The 19,704-nt window shown below is 69.4% G+C and carries 17 protein-coding genes; 11 read left to right on the forward strand and 6 right to left on the reverse strand.

Annotated elements, in window-relative coordinates:
- Positions 1 to 97 precede the first annotated feature (97 nt).
- From E3O19_RS03570 to E3O19_RS03585, 4 genes are all read left to right on the forward strand, one after another.
- Entirely contained in the window at positions 98 to 3,262 is a 3,165-nt protein-coding gene (locus tag E3O19_RS03570) for a glycosyltransferase (RefSeq protein ID WP_134565302.1), read from the forward strand.
- A complete protein-coding gene (locus E3O19_RS03575) occupies positions 3,252 to 4,736 on the forward strand; it encodes a DUF5719 family protein (RefSeq protein ID WP_134565303.1) in 1,485 nt (494 codons plus the stop codon). Before E3O19_RS03570 ends, E3O19_RS03575 begins: the two co-directional genes overlap by 11 nt.
- Before the next feature lie 135 nt (positions 4,737 to 4,871).
- Positions 4,872 to 5,762: an MTAP family purine nucleoside phosphorylase gene (locus E3O19_RS03580; RefSeq protein ID WP_241981167.1), complete on the forward strand. Its 891-nt coding sequence runs from the start codon at positions 4,872 to 4,874 to the stop codon at positions 5,760 to 5,762.
- A complete protein-coding gene (locus tag E3O19_RS03585; protein WP_134565305.1) occupies positions 5,759 to 6,826 on the forward strand; it encodes an NAD-dependent epimerase/dehydratase family protein in 1,068 nt (355 codons plus the stop codon). Before E3O19_RS03580 ends, E3O19_RS03585 begins: the two co-directional genes overlap by 4 nt.
- A gap of 42 nt (positions 6,827 to 6,868) precedes the next feature.
- Here E3O19_RS03585 and E3O19_RS03590 read toward each other — a convergent pair whose 3' ends face one another.
- Together E3O19_RS03590 and E3O19_RS03595 are read right to left on the reverse strand one after the other, a co-directional pair.
- Complete coding sequence (locus E3O19_RS03590; protein ID WP_134565307.1) at positions 6,869 to 8,017, reverse strand: sensor histidine kinase; 1,149 nt, start codon at positions 8,015 to 8,017, stop codon at positions 6,869 to 6,871.
- Complete coding sequence (locus E3O19_RS03595) at positions 8,017 to 8,760, reverse strand: response regulator transcription factor (RefSeq protein WP_338145063.1); 744 nt, start codon at positions 8,758 to 8,760, stop codon at positions 8,017 to 8,019. Before E3O19_RS03595 ends, E3O19_RS03590 begins: the two co-directional genes overlap by 1 nt.
- 98 nt (positions 8,761 to 8,858) lie before the next feature.
- Here E3O19_RS03595 and E3O19_RS03600 point away from each other — a divergent pair, with 98 nt between their 5' ends.
- The 3 genes from E3O19_RS03600 to E3O19_RS03610 are packed head-to-tail and all read left to right on the forward strand — an operon-like array spanning position 8,859 to position 10,866.
- Complete coding sequence (locus E3O19_RS03600; protein ID WP_134565311.1) at positions 8,859 to 9,527, forward strand: glycosyltransferase family 2 protein; 669 nt, start codon at positions 8,859 to 8,861, stop codon at positions 9,525 to 9,527.
- Positions 9,524 to 10,165 carry a TIGR04282 family arsenosugar biosynthesis glycosyltransferase gene (locus E3O19_RS03605; protein ID WP_134565313.1) on the forward strand — a complete coding sequence of 214 codons (642 nt, stop codon included), beginning with the start codon at positions 9,524 to 9,526 and terminating at the stop codon, positions 10,163 to 10,165. The genes E3O19_RS03600 and E3O19_RS03605 overlap by 4 nt, the downstream gene beginning before the upstream one ends.
- The gene (locus E3O19_RS03610) at positions 10,162 to 10,866 is read left to right on the forward strand and encodes a class I SAM-dependent methyltransferase (RefSeq protein WP_134565314.1); all 705 of its coding nucleotides are present in this window, start codon (positions 10,162 to 10,164) and stop codon (positions 10,864 to 10,866) included. The genes E3O19_RS03605 and E3O19_RS03610 overlap by 4 nt, the downstream gene beginning before the upstream one ends.
- Here E3O19_RS03610 and E3O19_RS03615 read toward each other — a convergent pair.
- Both E3O19_RS03615 and E3O19_RS03620 read right to left on the reverse strand, forming a co-directional pair.
- The gene (locus tag E3O19_RS03615; protein WP_134565316.1) at positions 10,863 to 11,366 is read right to left on the reverse strand and encodes a hypothetical protein; all 504 of its coding nucleotides are present in this window, start codon (positions 11,364 to 11,366) and stop codon (positions 10,863 to 10,865) included. The two genes, E3O19_RS03610 and E3O19_RS03615, sit on opposite strands and share 4 nt — an antisense overlap.
- On the reverse strand, positions 11,363 to 12,628 hold the full coding sequence (locus tag E3O19_RS03620; protein WP_134565318.1) for a molybdopterin-dependent oxidoreductase: 1,266 nt from the start codon (positions 12,626 to 12,628) through the stop codon (positions 11,363 to 11,365). The genes E3O19_RS03615 and E3O19_RS03620 overlap by 4 nt, the downstream gene beginning before the upstream one ends.
- Positions 12,629 to 12,739: 111 nt before the next feature.
- On the opposite strand from E3O19_RS03620, the gene E3O19_RS03625 reads away from it, so the two are divergent.
- Complete coding sequence (locus E3O19_RS03625; RefSeq protein WP_134565320.1) at positions 12,740 to 14,290, forward strand: glycosyltransferase family 87 protein; 1,551 nt, start codon at positions 12,740 to 12,742, stop codon at positions 14,288 to 14,290.
- Here E3O19_RS03625 and E3O19_RS03630 read toward each other — a convergent pair.
- On the reverse strand, positions 14,271 to 14,951 hold the full coding sequence (locus E3O19_RS03630) for a hypothetical protein (RefSeq protein ID WP_134565322.1): 681 nt from the start codon (positions 14,949 to 14,951) through the stop codon (positions 14,271 to 14,273). The two genes, E3O19_RS03625 and E3O19_RS03630, sit on opposite strands and share 20 nt — an antisense overlap.
- A gap of 275 nt (positions 14,952 to 15,226) precedes the next feature.
- Positions 15,227 to 15,679, reverse strand: a complete 453-nt coding sequence (locus E3O19_RS03635) for a metallopeptidase family protein (protein ID WP_134565324.1) — start codon at positions 15,677 to 15,679, stop codon at positions 15,227 to 15,229.
- 43 nt (positions 15,680 to 15,722) lie between these two features.
- Between E3O19_RS03635 and E3O19_RS03640 the strand changes: the two genes are divergently transcribed.
- The 3 genes from E3O19_RS03640 (at position 15,723) to ahcY (ending at position 19,288) form a co-directional block, all read left to right on the forward strand.
- On the forward strand, positions 15,723 to 15,941 hold the full coding sequence (locus E3O19_RS03640; protein WP_134565326.1) for a DUF3499 family protein: 219 nt from the start codon (positions 15,723 to 15,725) through the stop codon (positions 15,939 to 15,941).
- A gap of 167 nt (positions 15,942 to 16,108) precedes the next feature.
- Positions 16,109 to 17,677, forward strand: a complete 1,569-nt coding sequence (locus tag E3O19_RS03645) for an amino acid permease (RefSeq protein ID WP_134565328.1) — start codon at positions 16,109 to 16,111, stop codon at positions 17,675 to 17,677.
- Positions 17,678 to 17,800: 123 nt separating this feature from the next.
- A complete protein-coding gene (ahcY, locus tag E3O19_RS03650; RefSeq protein WP_134565330.1) occupies positions 17,801 to 19,288 on the forward strand; it encodes an adenosylhomocysteinase in 1,488 nt (495 codons plus the stop codon).
- Positions 19,289 to 19,704 lie beyond the last annotated feature (416 nt).

Raw genomic sequence — 19,704 nt, forward strand, 5'->3', positions numbered from 1 at the left:
CACCCTCTTTGCCGTCGGCCCATCCGGGCGGCGGATTTCAGGCGCGCCCCCTCGCTTCCACGGCGTACGCCGTGACCCAACCTAGGCTGTGACCGATATGCATGCCAGAGTCACCGCCATCCTTGTTGCCCGAAACGGCGCGAAGCACCTCGAGAGAACCCTCGCGGCGCTGAACGGCCAGACACGCCAGCCCGACGTCGTCATCACCGTTGACTGCGGATCCACGGACGCCACCGCGGCGCTTCTGGCCGCTTACGGCCCCACCCACTTCATCTCGGCCGACTCCGACCTCACATTCGGGGAGGCCATTGCCGCAGCCGTGCGGGTCACAGCGCCCCCCGAATCCGATGGGGAGATGCTCTGGCTCCTGGCCCAGGACAGCGCCCCCGAGCCGGGGGCCCTGGGCGCGCTGCTCGGTGAGCTCGAAATCGCGCCATCGGTGGCTGTGGCCGGACCGAAGGTGATGGACTGGCACGCCCGCGACTACATCCACCAATTCGGGCAGTCGATGACGCCGGGCGGCGCGACCGTTACCCTCGTCGAGAGCGAACTGGACCAGGGCCAGCACGACGGGATGAGCGACGTGCTCGCCGTCAGCGCCGGCGGGATGCTCGTACGCCACAGCGTCTGGCAACGCCTCGGCGGTTTCGACCCGGCACTGCCCTCCGCGGACGACTCCCTCGACTTCTGCGTGCGCGTGCGGATGGCCGGGTACCGCGTCTCCGTTGTCGCCGCTTCACGCATCGCGTCCGCCGGCGACGGCGTGGCAGGCCCCAGCGGGTCGTCACGCGGCCGGGCACGCCGCAAGCGCGTCCGTGCCGTGCGTGCCGCCCAGCTTCACCGCCGCCTGGTCTACTCCCCGCGCTGGATGATCCCGGTGCACTGGCTCGGCCTGGTTCCCCTGGCCGTGTTCCGGTCCGTGGGCCAGTTGCTGCAGAAGGAGCCCGGTGCCGTGGTCGGCGAGTTCTCGGCCGCGTTCGCCGCCGCCTTCAGCGGGATCCGGGTCTCGGCCGCGCGGCGCCGTTTCGCCGCGACACGCACGCTGGGCTGGGGCTCGATCGCCAGCCTGCGAGTGTCCTCGGGGGAGGTGCGCCGCCGGCACGCGCTCAAACGCGAGGCCAGCCTCACCGGGGCCAGGGGGGATCGGCCCGAGATCCGGTTCTTCTCCGGCGGCGGAGCCTGGACGGTGATCGCCGCGGCAGTCGCCGGAGTCGCCATCCTGGCGCCCCTGCTCGGTGCTCGCACCCTGACCGGCGGCGGGCTGCTTCCCTTGTCGGGAACCCCTGCCGAGTTATGGGCCGGCGTCGGCTACGGCTGGCGGGACATCGGACTCGGCTTCGTCGGCGCGGCAGACCCCTTCGCCGCCGTGCTGGCAATTCTCGGCTCGCTCACCTTCTGGTCCCCCTCCTTCGCCCTGGTCCTGCTCTACTTCCTTGCCCTTCCGCTGTCGGCACTCGGTGCCTGGCTCGCGGCAAGCCGCTTGTCGCACCGCGCATCGATCCGCGCCGTCGCGGCAGCCCTGTGGCTCCTCGCGCCGACGTTCCTCAGCGCCCTTGCAGCGGGCCGCCCGGCCGCGATCCTCGTACATCTGCTTCTCCCGTGGCTGTTCTTCGCCGGCTACGCTGCCGCTCGGTCCTGGTCCGCGTCCGCCTCGGCTGCGCTGTTGTTCGCCGCGATCGTCGCCTGCGCGCCGTCGCTGGCCCCCGCGCTCCTGGTGGCCTGGCTGGTCTCCATCCTGGCCAGCGGTCGAGCGGTCATGCGCTACCTGGGTATCCCGCTGCCCGCGGTCGCCCTCGCCGCCCCCCTGGTCTGGGACCAGGGGCTGCGCGGAAACTGGCTCGCCCTGCTCGCCGACCCTGGGGCACCGGTGCCGAGCGCCGGCGTCTCGGTCTGGCAGCTCATGCTGGGCTTCCCAACCGGTGAGCTCGGCGGCTGGACCCCCCTGCTCGAGATGCTCGGATTGCCCGGTGTCCACGCGTCCATCCTCGTCCCGGTGCTGCTCATCCCCCTGGCTCTGCTCGCGGTCGCCTCGCTGTTCCTCCCCGGTGCCCGCGGTGCCAGTTTCTCGTTCCTGGCCGTGTTGCTCGGCCTCGGCACCGCCGTCGCCTCGACTCACCTGCTTCTGGCGTCGATCGGATCCCAGTCGGTGAGCATCTGGCCGGGAGCCGGGCTCAGCGTGGCCTGGATCGGTCTCGTCGGTGCGGTCGTGTTCGCGCTTCGCAGCATGCGGCGGTTCTCGATCGCGCCTGCAGTCAGCACGGTCATCGCCCTGGTGATCGTGGCGGCCCCCCTGGTCGCGGCGCTGCCGCTCGGCACGAGTGTCGTGCAGGAAGGCACCGACCGAACCCAGCCGGCATTCGTCGCGGCCGCGGCCCGAACGGATGCCCGCGTCGGCACCCTGCAGATCGTGCCGCAGCCGGACGGCGGCATCCTGGCCACGATCGTTCGCGGTGACGGCGCCACCCTGGACGACCAATCGACCCTGAGCAGCACCGGAGGGGCGATCTCCGCCTCCGAACGGGACCTGGCGACCCTGGCCGGCAACCTCGCCTCGCGCAGCGGGCTGGACGCCGCCTCCGGTCTGGCCGACTTCGGCATCCGATTCGTGCTCCTGCGCCCGGCGGCTGTCGTCCCCACCGGCCCGGGGAGCGCGGCCTCGGTGAGCTCCGCCGCGCTTGAAACGGCGGGGCGTTCGACCACTGCGCTCGACGGTGACGCCGCACTGGTTGCGGTCGGTGACACCGCCTTCGGTAGGCTCTGGCGGCATGACGCCCAGCCCGTTGCCGGTGCGATCGGCGAGATCCCCCGACACGCCGCCGGTCCTCTCGGCCTGATCTTCGCGCTGGTCACGGCCATCGTGATCGGGGCGACCGTGCTGCTCTCGATCCCGGCCGGTGCGGGCCCGGAGGCCGTGCGGCAGGCGAACCGGGACGCGATCCGGCACAGCGTGCGGGCCGGTGCGCGGACGAAGAAGGCAGACGCCAGAGAACTGAAACGGGCCGCGAGAGCGAAGGTGTCCGTCGTGGCTGACGCCGAGCCTGACGCCGGACCTGACCCGGCAACAGGTTCCCGCCCCGATGCCGCCGACGATGAGGGATCGGAACCCGACGCTGGAGCCTCGGCCGAGGAAAGCCCGGCCGAGCGCCCGGCCGAGGAAAGCCCGGCCGAGCGCCCGGCCGAGGAAGGCCCGGCCGAGGAAGGCCCGGCCGACAGCGCTGCCGAACCAACGACCCCCCAGGAGGAGGATGACGGTGCCAAGTAGACGCGGAATCGCCCTCTTCGGGGCCAGGGCCCTTGCCGGCACGGTGGTCCTCGCCGTCGCCGTCCTCGCCGTCGGCGCTGCGGCGGTCGTGCCCTGGCCGACGCTCGAGAAGGCGCCGGCATCCGTGCTGGTCTCGCCCGTACCCACTGAGCAGCAGCGGGTGTGCCCTGGACCGCTCCTGACCCTCGCCGAGGATTCGAGCCGGGCCCAGGCCGCCACCTCCGTCGGGCCCGCGGATGCCGCCTTCGGCGCGCACGCGACCTCGGCGGGGTCAGACTGGATCCGTCCGTCGTCCACGGAGCTCACGGCACCCGACAACGCGAAGAGCGCCGCGGACGGCGCACCGCGCCTGCTCCGGGTAGCCGTGCAGGGCGGCGCGACCACGGCCCCGCTCGTCGCCGCGAGTCAGTCCCAGACCGCCACGGCCGAGTCGCTCGCCGGCCTCGCCGTGGCGGCCTGCGCCGAGGCCGTCAGCGACGCGTGGCTTGTCGGAGGGTCCACCGATGTGGGCCGCACCAGCCTCGTGCTACTCAGCAATCCCAGCACAGTCGTCGCGACCGTCGACCTGACGGTCTATGGCGAGGCCGGCCAGGTCATCGCGCCCGGGTCGACCGGAATCCTGGTCCAGCCAGGCTCCCAGCGGATCGTATCCCTCGCGGGCCTGGCCCCGAACCTCCGCACGCCGGTCGTGCACGTCGCTTCCCACGGAGGCCAGGTCGCCGCGTCCCTTCAACAAAGCATCGTCCGGGGCATTGAACCGGGTGGCGTCGACATATTGGGGCCGTCCGCCGGGCCGGGGCGCACCCAGCGCATCGCCGGGCTGCTTGTCACTAATCAGGCGGCCGCTGCGGCGACGGATAGCAGCGGGATCGCCGACGACATCCCGTCGGTGCGGATTCTCGTTCCCGGCGACACCGCGGCGACCGTGCAGCTCGGTGTCGTAAGCGAAAGCGGACAACAAGTCGGTATCGAAAGCGATAAGGGCAAGCCTGCCGGTTCCTCGGTGCAGGTGGAGATCCAGCCGGGAATCGGCACGGACGTGCCGCTGGCCGGACTCGCGCCTGGGGCCTACTCGGTCGAACTCAGGTCGGACCAGCCGATCGTGGCCGCAGCCCAGGCCCCCTCGGTCGGAACCGCCGGCAAGGACTTCGCCTTGTTCGCGGCATCCGGAACCCTCGCCGATGACTTCCTCGTCGCCGTCGCCCCCGGACCTGGACCAGCGCTCCACCTCGTGAACACCGGCGATGCGGACGCGACCTACACCGCGACCCCCGAGACGGGACCGCCGGTCATGGTGACCGTGCCGGCCGGCGGGTCCGGGACGCTGCCGCTTGCGGCATCCGCTCGCTATCGCGTGTCCGGCGGTCGAACCACGCTCGCCTCGGTCGGCTACTCCGGTGCCGGGTTGGTGTCATCCTTCACGCTTAGTCAGGCCGGGCCCCTGGCCGCTCCGATCCAGGTCTACCCCCACTGAACGGTTGTTCGCACTGATCGACAACCCGCACTGTCCGCCCACTCTCACGGCAACGTGGCCCCACGCAGGGCCCCGCGACCGCGGTCGGTGCTGGCAGACTGGTCGGACGTGTCCCTCGAACCTCTGGAGCCAGCAGTGACCACCACCACCGACTCCCCAATCCGACCTCCGCTGATCGAGTCGGTCGCCATCGCCGTGATCGGAGGCTCCGGCCTCTACCGGCTGTTCGACGCCGGAACGTCCACGTCGGTCGAGGTCGACACGCCGTACGGCCCTCCCTCGGCTCCGATCACCATTGGTGAGCGCGCCGGCCGACGGGTCGCGTTCCTGCCCCGGCACGGCGGCGGGCACACCGAGGCCCCGCACCTGATCAACTATCGGGCGAATATCTGGGCCCTCGCCTCACTCGGCGTCACCGGGATCATCTCGTCCTCGGCCGTCGGCGGCGTCAGCCCCGAGTACCCGCCGGGCCTCCTCGTTGTGACCGACCAGTTCATCGACCGCACGTCCGGCCGCGCAGACACGTTCTTCGACCGGGGGAGCGTGGCCCACCTTGCCGCGGCCGACCCGTTCGACCCGATCCTGCGCCGCACCGCAATCGCAGCCCTCGGCAGCCTCGCGGAAGACTTCGTGCCGTCCGGCACCGTCGTCGTGATCCAGGGTCCCCGGTTCTCCACCCGGGCCGAGTCTCTCTGGTTCCGGGCCGCCGGGGCGCACATCGTCAACATGACCCAGTACCCCGAGGTGGTGCTCGCCTCCGAGTTGAACATCGGAACGGTCAACCTGTCCTTCGTCACCGACGCCGACGCGGGGCTGTCACCGGAAGAGGGGGCTGACGCGGATGCCGTCTCCGCCACGCTCGTCTTCGCCCGGCTCGCCGACGCCCAGCCGCGAATCCTCGCCGCCATTGACGCGATCCTGGGCGCAATCCCCGGCGACTTCGCTCCCCGTCGGCTGGTCGACCCCGAGCAGGTCGCCGCCGTGCTCGCCAGGCCGGCGTCCACGGGACACGGGCTGCCGCTGTGAACGCCCCGCGCCTTCTCGTCACCGGCGGTGCCGGTTTCATCGGCGGCGCCGTCGTCACCGCGGCGCTCGAACGCGGGTGGAGCGTACGAGTGCTCGACTCCCTCCGCAGCGACGTGCACGGGGCGCTGCCCGACGTCGACCCGCGGGTCGACGTCATCGTCGGCGATGTGACCGATCCCGGCGTCGTCGCCATCGCGCTGCGGGACATCGACCTCGTCTGCCACCAGGCCGCGAAGGTCGGGCTTGGCGTGGACTTCTCCGACGCCCCCGACTACGTCAGGAGCAACGAGGTGGGCACGGCCGTGCTCCTTGCAGAGATGACGGCGGCCGGAATCGACCGGTTGGTGCTGGCCTCGTCGATGGTCGTCTACGGTGAGGGCAGCTTCCGCGGTTCTCGCGGCCCGGCGAGGCCGGGGCCGCGCCGGGCCGCGGACCTGGCGGCCGGCGTCTTCGATCCGGTCGACGAGGTCACCGGCGAACGGCTCGAACCCGTACTCACCACCGAACGGGACCCGCTCGACCCGCGCAACGTCTACGCTGCCACCAAGCTCGCCCAGGAATACCTGGCATCCGCATGGGCGCGAGCGACCGGTGGCCGGGTCGCCGCCCTTCGCTACCACAACGTCTACGGCCCCGGGATGCCGCAGAACACGCCGTACGCCGGTGTCGCCTCGCTGTTCCGTTCGGCCCTGGAGCGCGGCGAGGCTCCCCGCGTCTTCGAAGACGGGGCCCAGCGCCGTGACTTCGTGCACGTCGCGGACATCGCCTCGGCCAACCTGGCCGCACTCGACTGGACCGGCGACAGCCCGGCGTCCACCTTCCGTGCCTTCAACGTCGGCAGCGGCACGGTGCACACCATCGGTGACATGGCCGAGGCACTCAGCCGCGCCTCCGGCGGGCCTGATCCGGTGGTCACCGGGGAGTTCCGGCTCGGCGACGTACGACACATCACCGCGTCGTCCGAACGCATCCGCACCGAACTCCGCTGGTCCCCGACGGTCAGCTTCGAGCACGGTGTGGAGGAATTCGCCACCGCACCGTTGCGCGCCGCCGTGCGGCGCTGAGCCGGCCGGCCCGGGCGGGTCACCGGGCCAGGCCCAGGGCGGTCAGCCCGCCGCGACCGGATGCCGGGGCAGCAGCACGTCGAAACGGCATCCGCCCGGCACGTTCCGCACCACGACCTCGCCGCGATGGGCCCGCACGATTCCCTGCACGATTGCCAGCCCGAGTCCCGCCCCGCCGGACCTGGTCGGCTCCGACGCCGGGGTGCGCGGTTCGCTTGCGCGCCAGCCGGCCTCGAAGACCCGGCCGAGGTCCTGCTCCGGGATGCCGCCGGCGGAGTCCTGCACGGAGATGACGGCGCGTCCGTCGTCGTTCTCGGTGACGGACACCACGATCGCCAGGCCGGCCGGGGAATGTTGGATCGCATTCATGACCAGGTTCCCGACCACCCGTGACAGCTCGCGTGGGTCGGCGAGGATGGTCAGACCGGTCTCGCCTTCGAACCGGAGGTCGAGGGACTTCGCCTGGGCGACCGGCCAGAACCCGGCAACGGTGTCGCTGATCAGATCGTAGAGGGAGACCGGTTCCACGGCCAGCCGCAGCGTGCCGGAGTGGATCCTGGACAGCTCGAACAGGTCGTCGACCATCCCGGAGAGCCGGTCGACCTGGCCGCGCATCTGCGCGTAATACCGGTGGGGGTCCTCCGCCATGCCGTCCTCGAGGGCCTCGGCCATCGCCCGGATGCCCGCCAACGGCGTACGCAGGTCGTGCGAGATCCAGGCGATGAGTTCCCGGCGGGACTCCTCCACCCGGTTCTCCCTCGCCCGGGACTCGGCCAGGCGCTCGCCCGTCGCCGCCAGCTCGCCGGCCAGCGCCGCGAACTCCGTGTTGCTGTGCCGTTCCGCCGCAACGACCCGTTCACCGCGGCCGATGCTCGCCGCGGCCGAGCGCAGCGCACGGCCCTCTCGCACCAGGCTGCGGCCGAGCACCGCGGCCATGGCCAGCGACACGAGGCCGGCCACCCCGGCGACCCCGTAGAAAACCGTGACGTCGTGTTTGGAGACGTACATCTGCGAGGCGACCGCAGCCATCCCGCCGACCACGGAGACCACGGCGGCCAGGGCGACGACCATCAGCTGCAGCACGAGGGAGGCGCGGGACAGCATCCGCAGGGCCAGCAGGCCCAGCGCGCCGACGACGACCGCACTGGCGAGCGCGAAGAGGGCCACGGTGGGCAACACGTCCAGGGACATCAAGATCTCCTTTCCTCCGGCGCCGCGTCCGGGCGGCCGAGAGGCACCGGGTCGAACCGGTAGCCGACCCCCCAGACCGTGTTCAGCAGCAGCGGATGCGCCGAGTCAGCCTCGATCTTCTCCCGCAGTCGGCGCACGTGCACGGTGACCGTGGACAGGTCGCCGAATTCCCAGCCCCAGACCGAACGCAGCAGGTCCTCCCGGCTCAGTACCTTGTGCGGCCGCCAGATCAGGTAGGCGAGCAGGTCGAATTCGCGGGCGGTGAGCACCAGGGGCTGGCCGTTCAGTCGCACTTCATGAGCGGAGGAGTCCAGCGCGAAATCACCGATGGTGACCAGCCCCTCCGGCACGAACCCCGCGGCGCTGCGGCGCAGCACCGACTGCACGCGAAGCACCAGTTCGCGCGGCGAGAACGGTTTGGCCAGATAATCGTCGGCGCCCGCCTCCAGGCCATCGATCCGGTCCTCCTCCTGGTTGAGCGCCGTGAGCATGATCACCGGGATCGACCAGTTGGCCCGGATCCTCCGGCAGACCTCGATGCCGTCCAGCAGGGGCAGCATTCGGTCGAGCACGACCAGGTCGGGTCGCAGCTCTTCCGCCTTGCGGAGCCCGTCCGGTCCGTCCGGGGCCTCGTCAACGATGAAACCGGCGGTACGCAGGTAACGGCTGACGATCTCGGAGACCGTGGGATCGTCATCGATGACGAGAACGCGCCGGTCCTGGAGTCCTGCTGAAGAAGTCACGATCTCAGGATAGAGCCGCGCTGCCCCAAGCCCGATTCTTCCTCAGCCTGTAATCTTCCTGGGCCGATCGGGGCTCTCCGCCGCCATAGTGTCAAATCATGACTCTGATCCAGGTGGACCTCGTGCTGCCGTGCCTGAACGAAGCCGGCGCCCTGCCGTGGGTGCTTTCCCGACTGCCGGAGGGATACCGCGCAATCGTGGTCGACAACGGCTCCACCGACGGATCTGCTGCGATCGCGGCCGCCGCCGGGGCCCTGGTGGTGCACGAGGAGCGGCGCGGATTCGGGGCTGCTGCCCATGCCGGCCTGCTGGCGGCGACCGCGCCGATCGTCGCGTTCTGCGATGCCGACGCGTCGATGGATCCCCGGGAGCTCCCTCTGGTCGTGGACCCGGTACGGGCGAGCGAAGCCGACCTGGTGCTCGGTCGGCGCCGGGCAAGCACGCAGAAGGCCTGGCCTTGGCACAACCGGATTGCGAATACCAGTCTGTCTTGGCGACTGCGCCGAATAACCGGTGTGAACATCCATGATCTCGGCCCCATGCGCGCCGCGCGCCGCGAAGACCTGCTCTCCCTCGACCTCAGGGACCGCCGCAGCGGCTACCCCCTGGAGATGTTCCTGCGTGCAGCGGATGCCGGCTGGCGCATCCGCGAAGTGGACACCACCTATTCGCCGAGGGTCGGTCGCAGCAAGGTGACCGGCACAGTGCGGGGAACGCTGACCGCGATCCGGGACATGTCAGCCCTCCTGAGGGAGACGCGCCGATGACGATCCTGGTCGTCATCGCCAAGGAATGCCTGCCCGGCAAGGTCAAGACCAGGCTGCACCCGCCGCTCAGCCTCGCCCAGGCGGCCGAGCTCGCCGCCGCGAGCCTCGACGACACGCTGCGGGCCGGGTCGAAACTGCCGGCCACGCGGCGCATCCTGGCATTCGACGGCATCGTGCCGCCTCGGGCGGCCGCGGGCTACGAGATCCTGCCCCAGGTCGCAGGGGGCCTAGACGAACGCCTGGCCGCGATCTTCGACCACTGCGACGAACCGACCGTTCTGATCGGGATGGACACGCCGCAGGTCACCACTGCGCTCCTCGAACCGGTCTTCACCGACTGGACCGACGATGTGGACGCCTGGTTCGGCTTGGCCGACGACGGCGGATTCTGGGCGCTCGCGCTCGCCGAGCCGGACGGGGACCTGATTCGCGGCATCCCGATGTCACGTGAGGACACCGGTGCCCGCCAGCTGGACCGGTTGCGCACGGCGGGCCTGCACGTGGTGTTCCTCCCCACCCTCACCGATGTCGACACCATCGACGACGCTCACACCGTCGCGGGGATCGCGCCCGGCGGCGGTTTCGCCCGGGCGCTGGCCGCGATGCTCGCGCCGAGCGAGAAAGGCACGACTCGATGACGTTCCTGGCACAGACCGAGCCCCGGCACGATCTGTTCGAACCGTCGACCTTCGGCGCCGGCGGGGCCGAGCCATATGCAGCGGCGCTGGAGAACGCCGAGAACGTGCTCTACCTGCGCCGTACCCGTGCAGAACCGCACGCCGAGCCGTTCGTGATCGATGCCGGACGGTGGAGCGCGGATGCCGACGCCACCGACCTCCGCCTGCTCGCCGGAATCACCGGTCCGGTGCTCGATATCGGCTGCGGGCCCGGTCGGATGGTGCGCGCGGCCATGGGCCTCGGACTCTCCGCCCTCGGCATCGATGTGTCGGCGGCCGCCGTGCGAATGGCCGTGGATTCAGGGCTGAGCGTGCTCCGTCGGAGCGTCTTCGACCCGATGCCGCTCGAGGGCGCGTGGGCGGCTGCGCTGCTCGTTGACGGCAACATCGGGATCGGCGGCGACCCGTCTGCACTGCTGGCCCGCTGCGCAGCCCTGCTCGCCCCGGACGGCGCGCTGCTGGTGGAGCTGAGCCACGACCCGGACACGGACGACCGCTACGACGGCACGATCGAGGATGCCTACGGTGGCAGTAGCGCGGTCTTTCCCTGGGCCGAGCTGGGCCTGGCGGGCCTGCGGGACCGCGCCGGCGACGCCGGACTGGTCGTGGCTGAGGACTGGCGACTCGACGGCCGCTGGTTCGCCCGGCTGCTGCGCGCTTAGAGCGACAACCGACGATCGGCCCGGCTGTTGCGCGCGTAGAGCGCGGCCGACACCGCCGTGGCCACCCCCGCGATCACGACCCAGAAAACGGCCAGGTTGGTGCCGTAGTCCAGGGGAAGCACGGTGGGGTTCTTCGGGTCCAGCCCCTGGGCCACGATCTCGGGAACAACGATCAGCGTCATGATCGAACCCAGCACGATCGTGCCCTGAAGGACGGTGACGACCGTGCCGGCGAGACGCCGGCCGGCACGTCGCAGCAGCACCCCGGCGAAGAGCACCAGGGGGGCGATGACGGCGTCGTGCACGACGATCGCCGCCCCGACCCAGAGGGCCAGGCCGGGAAGCCGGGCGATCCGCACGGTGTCGACCAGAACCCAGGCACCCCAGGCGAGGCCGGCGACGCCGAGCAGGATGAGGATGGCCCGCGCCACGCGCATGCCCGGGCGGGGCGCTGCCTGCTCCGCCGTCAGGGCGTTTGATGGTGTGCTGGCCTGGTTCATGCGGTGATCGCCTCGATTCGACTCAGCCATTTCGTCTGCAGGACTCCGGGCCGGCCGGGCGCGATCATCCGTGCCGGGTAGCCGTGCTCGAGATCGAGGGTTTCACCATTGAGCTCGAGGGCCACCAGGGTGAGCGGGTCCCGCACGTACTCCGGGCCCATCTGGGTCTGCCGAAAACTGCCGCGCTCCTCGAGGCTGACCAGCGTGAACGAGGTCTCCTCGCCGGCGCCCACCAGGTCTGCCAGGTCGCGCAGCCGAACGCCGCGCCAGGTGGCCATCTGGCTCCAGCCCTCGACGCAGGCGATCGGGAGCGTGACCTCTGTCTGGGGCATCCGTTCCAGCTCGGCCCTGGTGAAACTGCGTTCCAGGCCGCCGTGGACGACCGTGAGCGTCCAGCCGGCGATGACCGCCTCGGTCACATTCGCTTGCTTCGAGGTGCGGTTGACCGGAACACCCTGCTGGCCGACCCCTTTCTTGCGGGGGCCGAAGACGTTCACAGCATCGAGCGGGGCAAACGTCTGGCCGGCGGTCAGTCCGACAACGGTGGCGACGGCGACGCCGACCGTGGCGAGAAAACCCCGACGGCTCACCTTCTCGTCGGCCGGCGGGGTGGCGTCCAGGTAAGCAATGAGCCGACCGGTCAGGCCGGTCGGCCGGCTGCTGCCCCACAGGCGCTCGGCCTCGCTGCCCGCGACACGTTCGACCGGCACCGCATCGGTGAGGTGGTCGGTGCCCGGTCCGTAGTCGGCGCGTTTGCGCCAGAACCGTGCGATGATCGGCAGCTTGATGCCGATGTGCAGGGCCAGCGAACCGATCAGCACCCAGGCCAGCGCGAAGTGCACCTGCCGGAACGGGAACGGCCACGGGTACCAGTGATACGTGTTGATCAGCCCGATCGTGATCTGCAGGAGCGACGCACCCACGAACAGGGCGGTCGACGCCCGTTCGAGAAGGTGCACGAAGGAACGCACCGGCGGGTAGGCGAAGAGGTCGGGAAACACGATGTAGAGCTTGGCCAGCAGCAACGGGAAGCACGCGATCCCGGCGATGATGTGGGTACCCTCGGTGAACTGGTAGAGGAATTCGGGCCGGGTGGGCAAGCGCATCCCCGGCAGCGGCTGCTGGAGGAAATGGCTGTACAGCCCGGTACCGAAACAGACCAGGAACGCGGCGCCGAGCAGACGGCCGATGACCGTCGCCATCCGCGGGTTGCGCACCGGCGACGCCAGGGATCGCTGGGCTTCGTACAGTAAACGGCGCATGTTCCATTGCACCAGTTTCGAGCGGATGAGGCGGGCCGGAATCCTTACGGTTCGATGACGCGCGCACGCCCGCGTCCGGTGACCGGCCCGGGAGTCCGACAGGATGGCAGTGTGCGAATCACCGTGGTCTCCCTGCTCCTTGCCGCCCTCGCGGTCCTCACCGGGTTTGTGGTGCGCAGCGTCGATCTCTTCTCGCCCGGCCGGGGCACGGTGCCGCTGGTCGTCTCCCTCGCTGCCGCCTGGCTGCTGTTCGCCGCCGCGGTGATCGCGCTCCGGGGAGTCCGCGGGCGGGCCGTCGTGGTGCTCATCCTGGCCGGTTCGCTCGGCATCGGCGCCGCCGCCATGATCGGGCCGCCCAACACCAGCACCGACTCGGCCCGGTATGCCTGGGACGGCATCGTGTCGAACGCCGGAATCTCGCCGTACGCGTACGTGCCCTCCGACCCTCGCCTCGACTCGCTTCGGCCGGACTGGTTGTTCCCGGCGCCGCAGGTCGGTGCGAACGGAACCGCCCGCTGCGTCGGCGAACGCATCCAGACTGTGCACCGGAGCGGGCCGGGCGATGTGCTCTGCTCGGCGCTGAACCGCACAGGCGTCCCCACCATCTATCCGCCCGCCGCCGAACTGTTCTTCGCCGGAGTGCGGGCGGTCACCGGGCCGGGTCCTGCCTATTGGCCGTTACAGCTGACCGGGCTGCTGCTCAGCATCGGCACCACCGTGATGCTCCTGTTCGGGATGCGCCGCCGCGGCATCGACCTGCGCCACGCGGCGCTGTGGGCGTGGTGCCCTCTCGTCGCATCCGAGGCTGTCACCAACTCCCACGTCGACATGCTCGGTGTCGTCTTCACCCTCGCCGCCGCCTTCCTGGTCACCCGGGAACGCTATTGGCGGGGCGGCATCGCTCTCGGCGCGGCGATCGCAACCAAGTTGATCCCGGTGATCGCGGCCCCGGCGCTGCTCCGAAAACAGGGCTGGAAGGTGATCACCGCCGCCCTGGTCACCTTCCTCCTGTTATACGTCCCCTACGTTCTGGCGACCGGAATCGGCGTCCTCGGCTACCTGCCCGGCTACCTCACCGAGGAGGGGTACCAGGATGGCACCCGGTTCGCGCTCGTCTCGCTGGTCGCGCCCGGCGGTGCCGCGATCATCGTTGTGGGCATCCTGCTGGTCGTCGTCGCCGCACTCACCCTGTGGAAGACCGACCCGGCCAGGCCCTGGCTCGGCCAGCTCGTGATGATCGGCAGCACGTTGGTCATCCTGAGCCCCCGCTACCCGTGGTACGCCCTGCTGCTCGTGCCGTTCATCGCCCTGAGCGGCCGGTGGGAGTGGCTCGCCGTGCCGCTCGCTCTCAGTATCCGGATGCTGTTCCCGTCCGTGCAACTGACCCGCGTGACCCTCGCCGCGGCAGTCATCCTCATCGTCGCTGTGTCGCTTCGTCGGGCCGGTCCAGGTGCGGTCAAACGCCTGTTCCGCAGGCGGCCGCTCCGGGGGAGTCCCGCCGGTGAAGGCACTCGGGCCGAGTCGGTCGCGGTCGGAGCCGCCCGATCGGTCGGAGCCGCCCGATCGGTCGGAGGCGCGCAAAAGGCGTCTTCGTCGAGGGGACGAAGACGCCATTTGTTGCGCGACGTGGGTCGCAGCCGGGTTACTTGGTCGCGACGGTGATCTTCGCGATGCCCACGAGGAGCTGGTCTGCGACGGCCTCCGTCTTGAACGTGCTGTTCAGCAGGCCGGCGGCCTCGGCGGAGATGTGCACGGTGGTGCCCTCGAGGATGGCGTTGTCGCCGTCCATCTGCAGCGGCTTGAGCGTGCCACCGTAGAGGTTGAAGAGCAGCACCTGGGTGGCCGCGGAGGTTCCGTTGACGCTGACGTCACCGAACAGCTTCGACGAACCCGGGTCGATGGTGAAATTGGTCAGTTCGACCTTCGTGTCGCCCGCGGTCAGCGAGAAGCCGGAACCCTCGTGCTTGATCGAACCCTGGACGAACGGACGGTAGCTCTCTTTCGGGTTGTAGTAGTCCACGTTTCCGCCGGTGATCGGGAAGTGCAGGCTGCCGTCGACCAGGGTGGCGGTTCCGACGGTGCCGGGGGTCAGGCCCAGGCTGGTCAGCGCCGTGGCGAAGCCCGCGTCGAGGAGAACGGCGGTGTCGACGCCCTTGAGCGAGGGGATCGAGGCGACGGGCTTCGGGGTGGCCTCTGCGGAGGAGGAGGCGGACGGCTTTGCGGCTGACCCGTTGGCCTCGGCGCTGCTGGAGCATGCTGCGAGGCCGGCGATGAGCAGTCCGGCAGTGGCGAGGCTGATGGTGGCCTTGGAGAATGAACGCATGGTGTGATCCTTTGTCTGTGTGGTTGGTCTGTGGGGTGTTGCTGTGAAGGTGGAGCAGCTTTTGGTGCTGACAGGGGTTCGGTTCGAACGTCGAATCGGTTTGGAAAAAAACCAAATTGATTCAGATATTTCTATTCGGCCGCATGAATTCGCCGTGATTCAGCCGTGATGGCGGTGGCATCCGGGCGCCGGGACACGAAAAAGCGGCCGAGGAATCCTCGGCCGCCGGGCAAGGCAGGGGCTGCGCGCGCGTTCGCCCAGGGCGCGCATTTCTCCTAGAAGTGGCGGAACCGGTCCGGTGCAAGGTCCCAGGGGTCCTTGCCGAGCAGTTCGGCGATCGCGCGGAACACGCAGCTCTCGATGACCATCCTGCGGTGGAGGTCGTCGTTGCGGTGCAGCCGGGTGAGGCGCTGGATCGGCAGCCGGTAGAACACGATCCGGCGTTCTGCCGCGGTCACTGTCCAGCGCTCGACCCCGACGCCGGGGATCACCGAGTACGGTCCGGCCGCAACCTCGAAGGTCACGTCGCTGAGTTCGTCCGGCCAGACCGAGCGCAGATAGTCGATGGTCGACGCCACCGTCATGTCGAACTGGGTGATCCGGGTCTGCAGCGGTGGCAGAAATGGGCCGGTGACCGAGCTGCGGATGCCGCGGCCGTGCCGGTCACGGCCCTGGCTGCGCTGCGTCGGCGCGGGCGTCGGTGCGGCGGCGCGGCGGATTCGGGACATGGTCACATCCTAGTTCCGGCGCGGTGGCGGTAGCCTGAGAGCAATGTCTCTCAGGCCCTGTTCCCGCGTCGCCTGCCCGGACGAGTCCGTGGCGACCCTCACCTTCGACTACGGCGATTCGATGGCCGTGCTCGGGCCGCTCTCCCTGGTCCGGGAGCCGCACAGTTTCGACCTGTGCGAGCGGCATGCGCGCCTCACCTCGGCCCCGCAGGGCTGGCAGCTCGTGCGCCTGCGCACGATGGGGGCCCAGCCTCGCGAGTAGGCGCTAACGGCGTCCGCGCCCATCGCGTTGGGTTCCGGTCAGGTTTCGGCCCGCGTGTGTGGCGCGGGCTGCCGTGGCGCTGACGTATATTGACTGGACGCATCCCCACCCGAACGGCCGCCGGGCGCACCATCGCCGCGCGCTGTTCATAATGACTACGGAGTCAGATGGCATTCCTGCCGAAAATCGACCATTCGCCGGCGACGACGGGAGGGAGCGACCGCCAGCTTGCCCGCACGCTCAAGCCTCGCCATCTCTCGATGATCGCGATCGCCGGGGTGATCGGCGCGGGCCTGTTCGTCGGCTCAGGCGCGGCCATCCAACAGGCCGGACCGGGCATCCTCGTCGCCTACGCCGCGGCCGGCCTCGTCGTGATCCTGGTCATGCGGATGCTGGGGGAGATGGCAGCCGCCCATCCGGAGACCGGCTCCTTCTCCAGCTACGCCGACAAAGCGCTCGGGCGCTGGGCCGGCCTGAGCATCGGCTGGTTGTACGCATGGTTCTGGATCATCGTGCTCGGCATCGAGGCCACGGCGGGCGCCGCGATCGTCCACCGCTGGATCCCGGCGGTCGACCAATGGGTGTGGGCCCTGGTGCTGATGGTGCTGCTGACCCTCACCAATGTTGCCTCCGTGAAGATGTTCGGTGAATTCGAGTTCTGGTTCGCGTCGATCAAGGTTGCCGCCATCGCGATCTTCCTGCTGCTCGGCGTCGTCGCCATCCTCGGCCTGATGCCCGGTCTCGACGCGCCGGGTCTCCGCAACCTCACCGGACGCGGGGGTTTCTTCCCCAGCGGCAGCGGCGCGGTCCTCGGCGGCGTTCTCGTGGTCGTGTTCTCCTTCTTCGGCGCCGAGATCGCCACGATCGCGGCCGGCGAGTCCGAGAATCCCGTCGACGCCGTGAAGAAAGCGGTCAAGTCCACCGTCTGGCGCATCCTCATCTTCTACATCGGCTCCATCGCCATCGTCGTCACCCTGTTGCCCTGGGACAGCGCGTCGGTTGCCAAGAGCCCCTATGTCGCGGTGATCGAGCTCTACGGCATCCCGGGCGCCGGCGCGATCATGGACGTCATCGTGCTGACCAGCGTGCTCTCCTGCCTGAACTCCGGGCTGTACACGGCCAGCCGGATGCTGTTCTCCCTCTCCGTGCGCGGCGACGCGCCGGCCGCCTGGTCCCGGGTGTCAACCAGAGGCGTGCCCCGTACCGCAGTCCTGGCCTCGACCGTGGTCGGCTTCATCACGGTGGGGCTCAACTACCTCGCCCCTGACACCGTCTTCCTGTTCCTCGTGAACACGTCGGGTGCGATCGCCCTGCTGGTCTGGCTGGTCATCGCCGTTTCCCAGCTCATTCTCCGCCGCCGGATGGGCGCAGAGGCCGCCGGCCGGCTTTCCCTGAAGATGTGGGCCTTCCCCTACCTCACCTGGTTCGCCATCATCAGCATCGTCGCCCTGCTGGTCGGGATGGCCGTTCTCGAGAAGACCAGGCAGGAACTTCTGATGTCGCTTCTCCTGGCTGCCGTCGTGGCCGGGATCGGCCTGTGGCGGTACCGCGGCGACACCCGTCCTGGGACGGCCGCCGGCGAAACGGCTGCCGTGGCCGGCAATGACGCGGAACCCGCCCTTGGCACCGGCACCGGCACCAGCACCGGCACCGGCACCGGCACCGGCACCGGCACCGGAGCCGGAGCCGGAACGGACTCCGTCGACGAGCCGGAACCGGTGGGCTCCAACCGCTGACCGCTGTTCCAGGTCGAATTCGACGGAGATTCTGGCTGATTCCGCCCCAGAGAGCCTTCTCGGGAGCGTTCTCGCGAAAATCTCCGTCGAATTCGCACAGGCAGGGGATGGCAGGATAGTCACATGACTGTCGTCGCATCCCCTTCGTCCACTGTGCCCGCCTTCCGGATCGCCAATCCGGAGCTCGCCGAGGCCGGCCGCCACCAACTCCGCCTCGCCGAGAACGAGATGCCCGGGCTGATGGCCCTCCGAGCCGAATTCGGCGAATCGAAGCCACTCGCCGGCGCCCGCATCGCGGGCTCCCTGCACATGACGGTGCAGACCGCCGTGCTGATCGAGACGCTCGTCGCCCTCGGCGCGCAGGTTCGCTGGGCCAGCTGCAACATCTTCTCCACCCAGGACGACGCGGCCGCGGCCATTGCGGTCGGACCCACGGGCACCCCCGAGGCTCCGGCCGGCGTTCCTGTCTTCGCCTGGAAGGGCGAAACGCTGGAGGACTACTGGTGGTGCACCGAGCAGATCTTCGACTGGAGTACCGAAGCGGCTGCCGCAGGGGAGACCTGGACCGGCCCGAACATGATCCTCGATGACGGCGGCGACGCGACCATGCTCGTGCACAAGGGCCGCGAATTCGAGCAGGCCGGAGCGGTGCCCGCGACGAGTGAGTCCGACAGCCACGAGTACCGGGTTGTCCTCGACGTCCTCCGTCGGTCACTGGCCACGTCCCCGTACCGCTGGACGGTCATCTCCGCAGCGATTGCCGGGGTCACCGAGGAAACCACGACCGGTGTGCACCGACTTTACGAACTCGCCGGTGCCGGCAGCCTCATCTTCCCGGCGATCAACGTCAATGACTCGGTCACCAAGTCGAAGTTCGACAACAAGTACGGCATCCGCCACTCGCTGCCTGACGGACTCAACCGGGCCACCGACGTGCTCATCGGCGGAAAGGTGGTTTTTGTTGCCGGGTATGGTGACGTCGGCAAGGGTGCCGCAGAGGCGCTCCGTGGCCAGGGTGCCCGGGTGATCGTGAGCGAGATCGACCCGATCAATGCCCTGCAGGCCGCCATGGACGGATTCCAGGTTGCTCGGATCGTATCCGTCGTCGATCAGGTCGACATCTTCGTCAGCGGCACCGGCAACTTCAACGTCATCGGGGTCGATCACATGCTCCGGATGAAGCATCTCGCGATCATCGCGAACGTGGGCCATTTCGACAACGAAATCGACATGGCAGCGCTGGAGACCCTGCCCGGCGCGGTGAGGGTCGAGATCAAGCCTCAGGTGGACGAGTGGCGCCTGCCGAGCGGACGCAGCGTTCTCGTGCTCTCTGAGGGACGCCTGATGAACCTGGGCAACGCCACCGGGCACCCCTCCTTCGTGATGAGCAACTCGTTCACCAACCAGGTGCTCGCCCAGATCGAGCTGTATTGCTACCCGGAGAAGTACCCGGTCGGCGTCTACGTGTTGCCGAAGCACCTCGACGAGAAGGTCGCCCGGCTGCACCTTGACGCCCTCGGCGTCGAGCTGACCGTGCTCACTCCCGAGCAGTCCGCCTACATCGGCGTGCCGATCGAAGGCCCGTACAAGGTCGACCACTACCGCTACTGAGCCCGTTTCGTCCCTGTAGATGCGCGCCCGCATCCGCTTTTCCTGAGTGGTTGCGGGCGTGTTCTGGTTCCGCTGTTTGTCCGTCGGCGTGTGTGTGTGATTCGCGAGGGTGCAGTTTTGGCCCCTCCCGTGGGGTTGTGGGGGCGGATTGTGCACTTTCGGGGGTGGGGGTGCGGGGTGGGGGTGGGGGTGGGGTGACACGCCCGGGCGGGGCGGGGTTTTGACGGGTTGGGGTGGGGGCCGTAGTGTCTTCACGTACCCCAAAGGTGCGGAAAGTCGCAGTGCTTCCCGGCCTCAGGTGGGACCGTGGTTTTATGGTTTTTCGGTGTGCTGCTCCGGTTGGAGTTTGGTGTGCTGGAGGCCTAGGCTAGTTATTCTCTCCGGTTGGTTTCGTTCGGTTGAGGTTGTGGGTTGTT

It is taken from the genome of Cryobacterium algoritolerans, from assembly GCF_004402785.1.
In the GTDB taxonomy this organism is placed as follows: domain Bacteria; phylum Actinomycetota; class Actinomycetes; order Actinomycetales; family Microbacteriaceae; genus Cryobacterium; species Cryobacterium algoritolerans.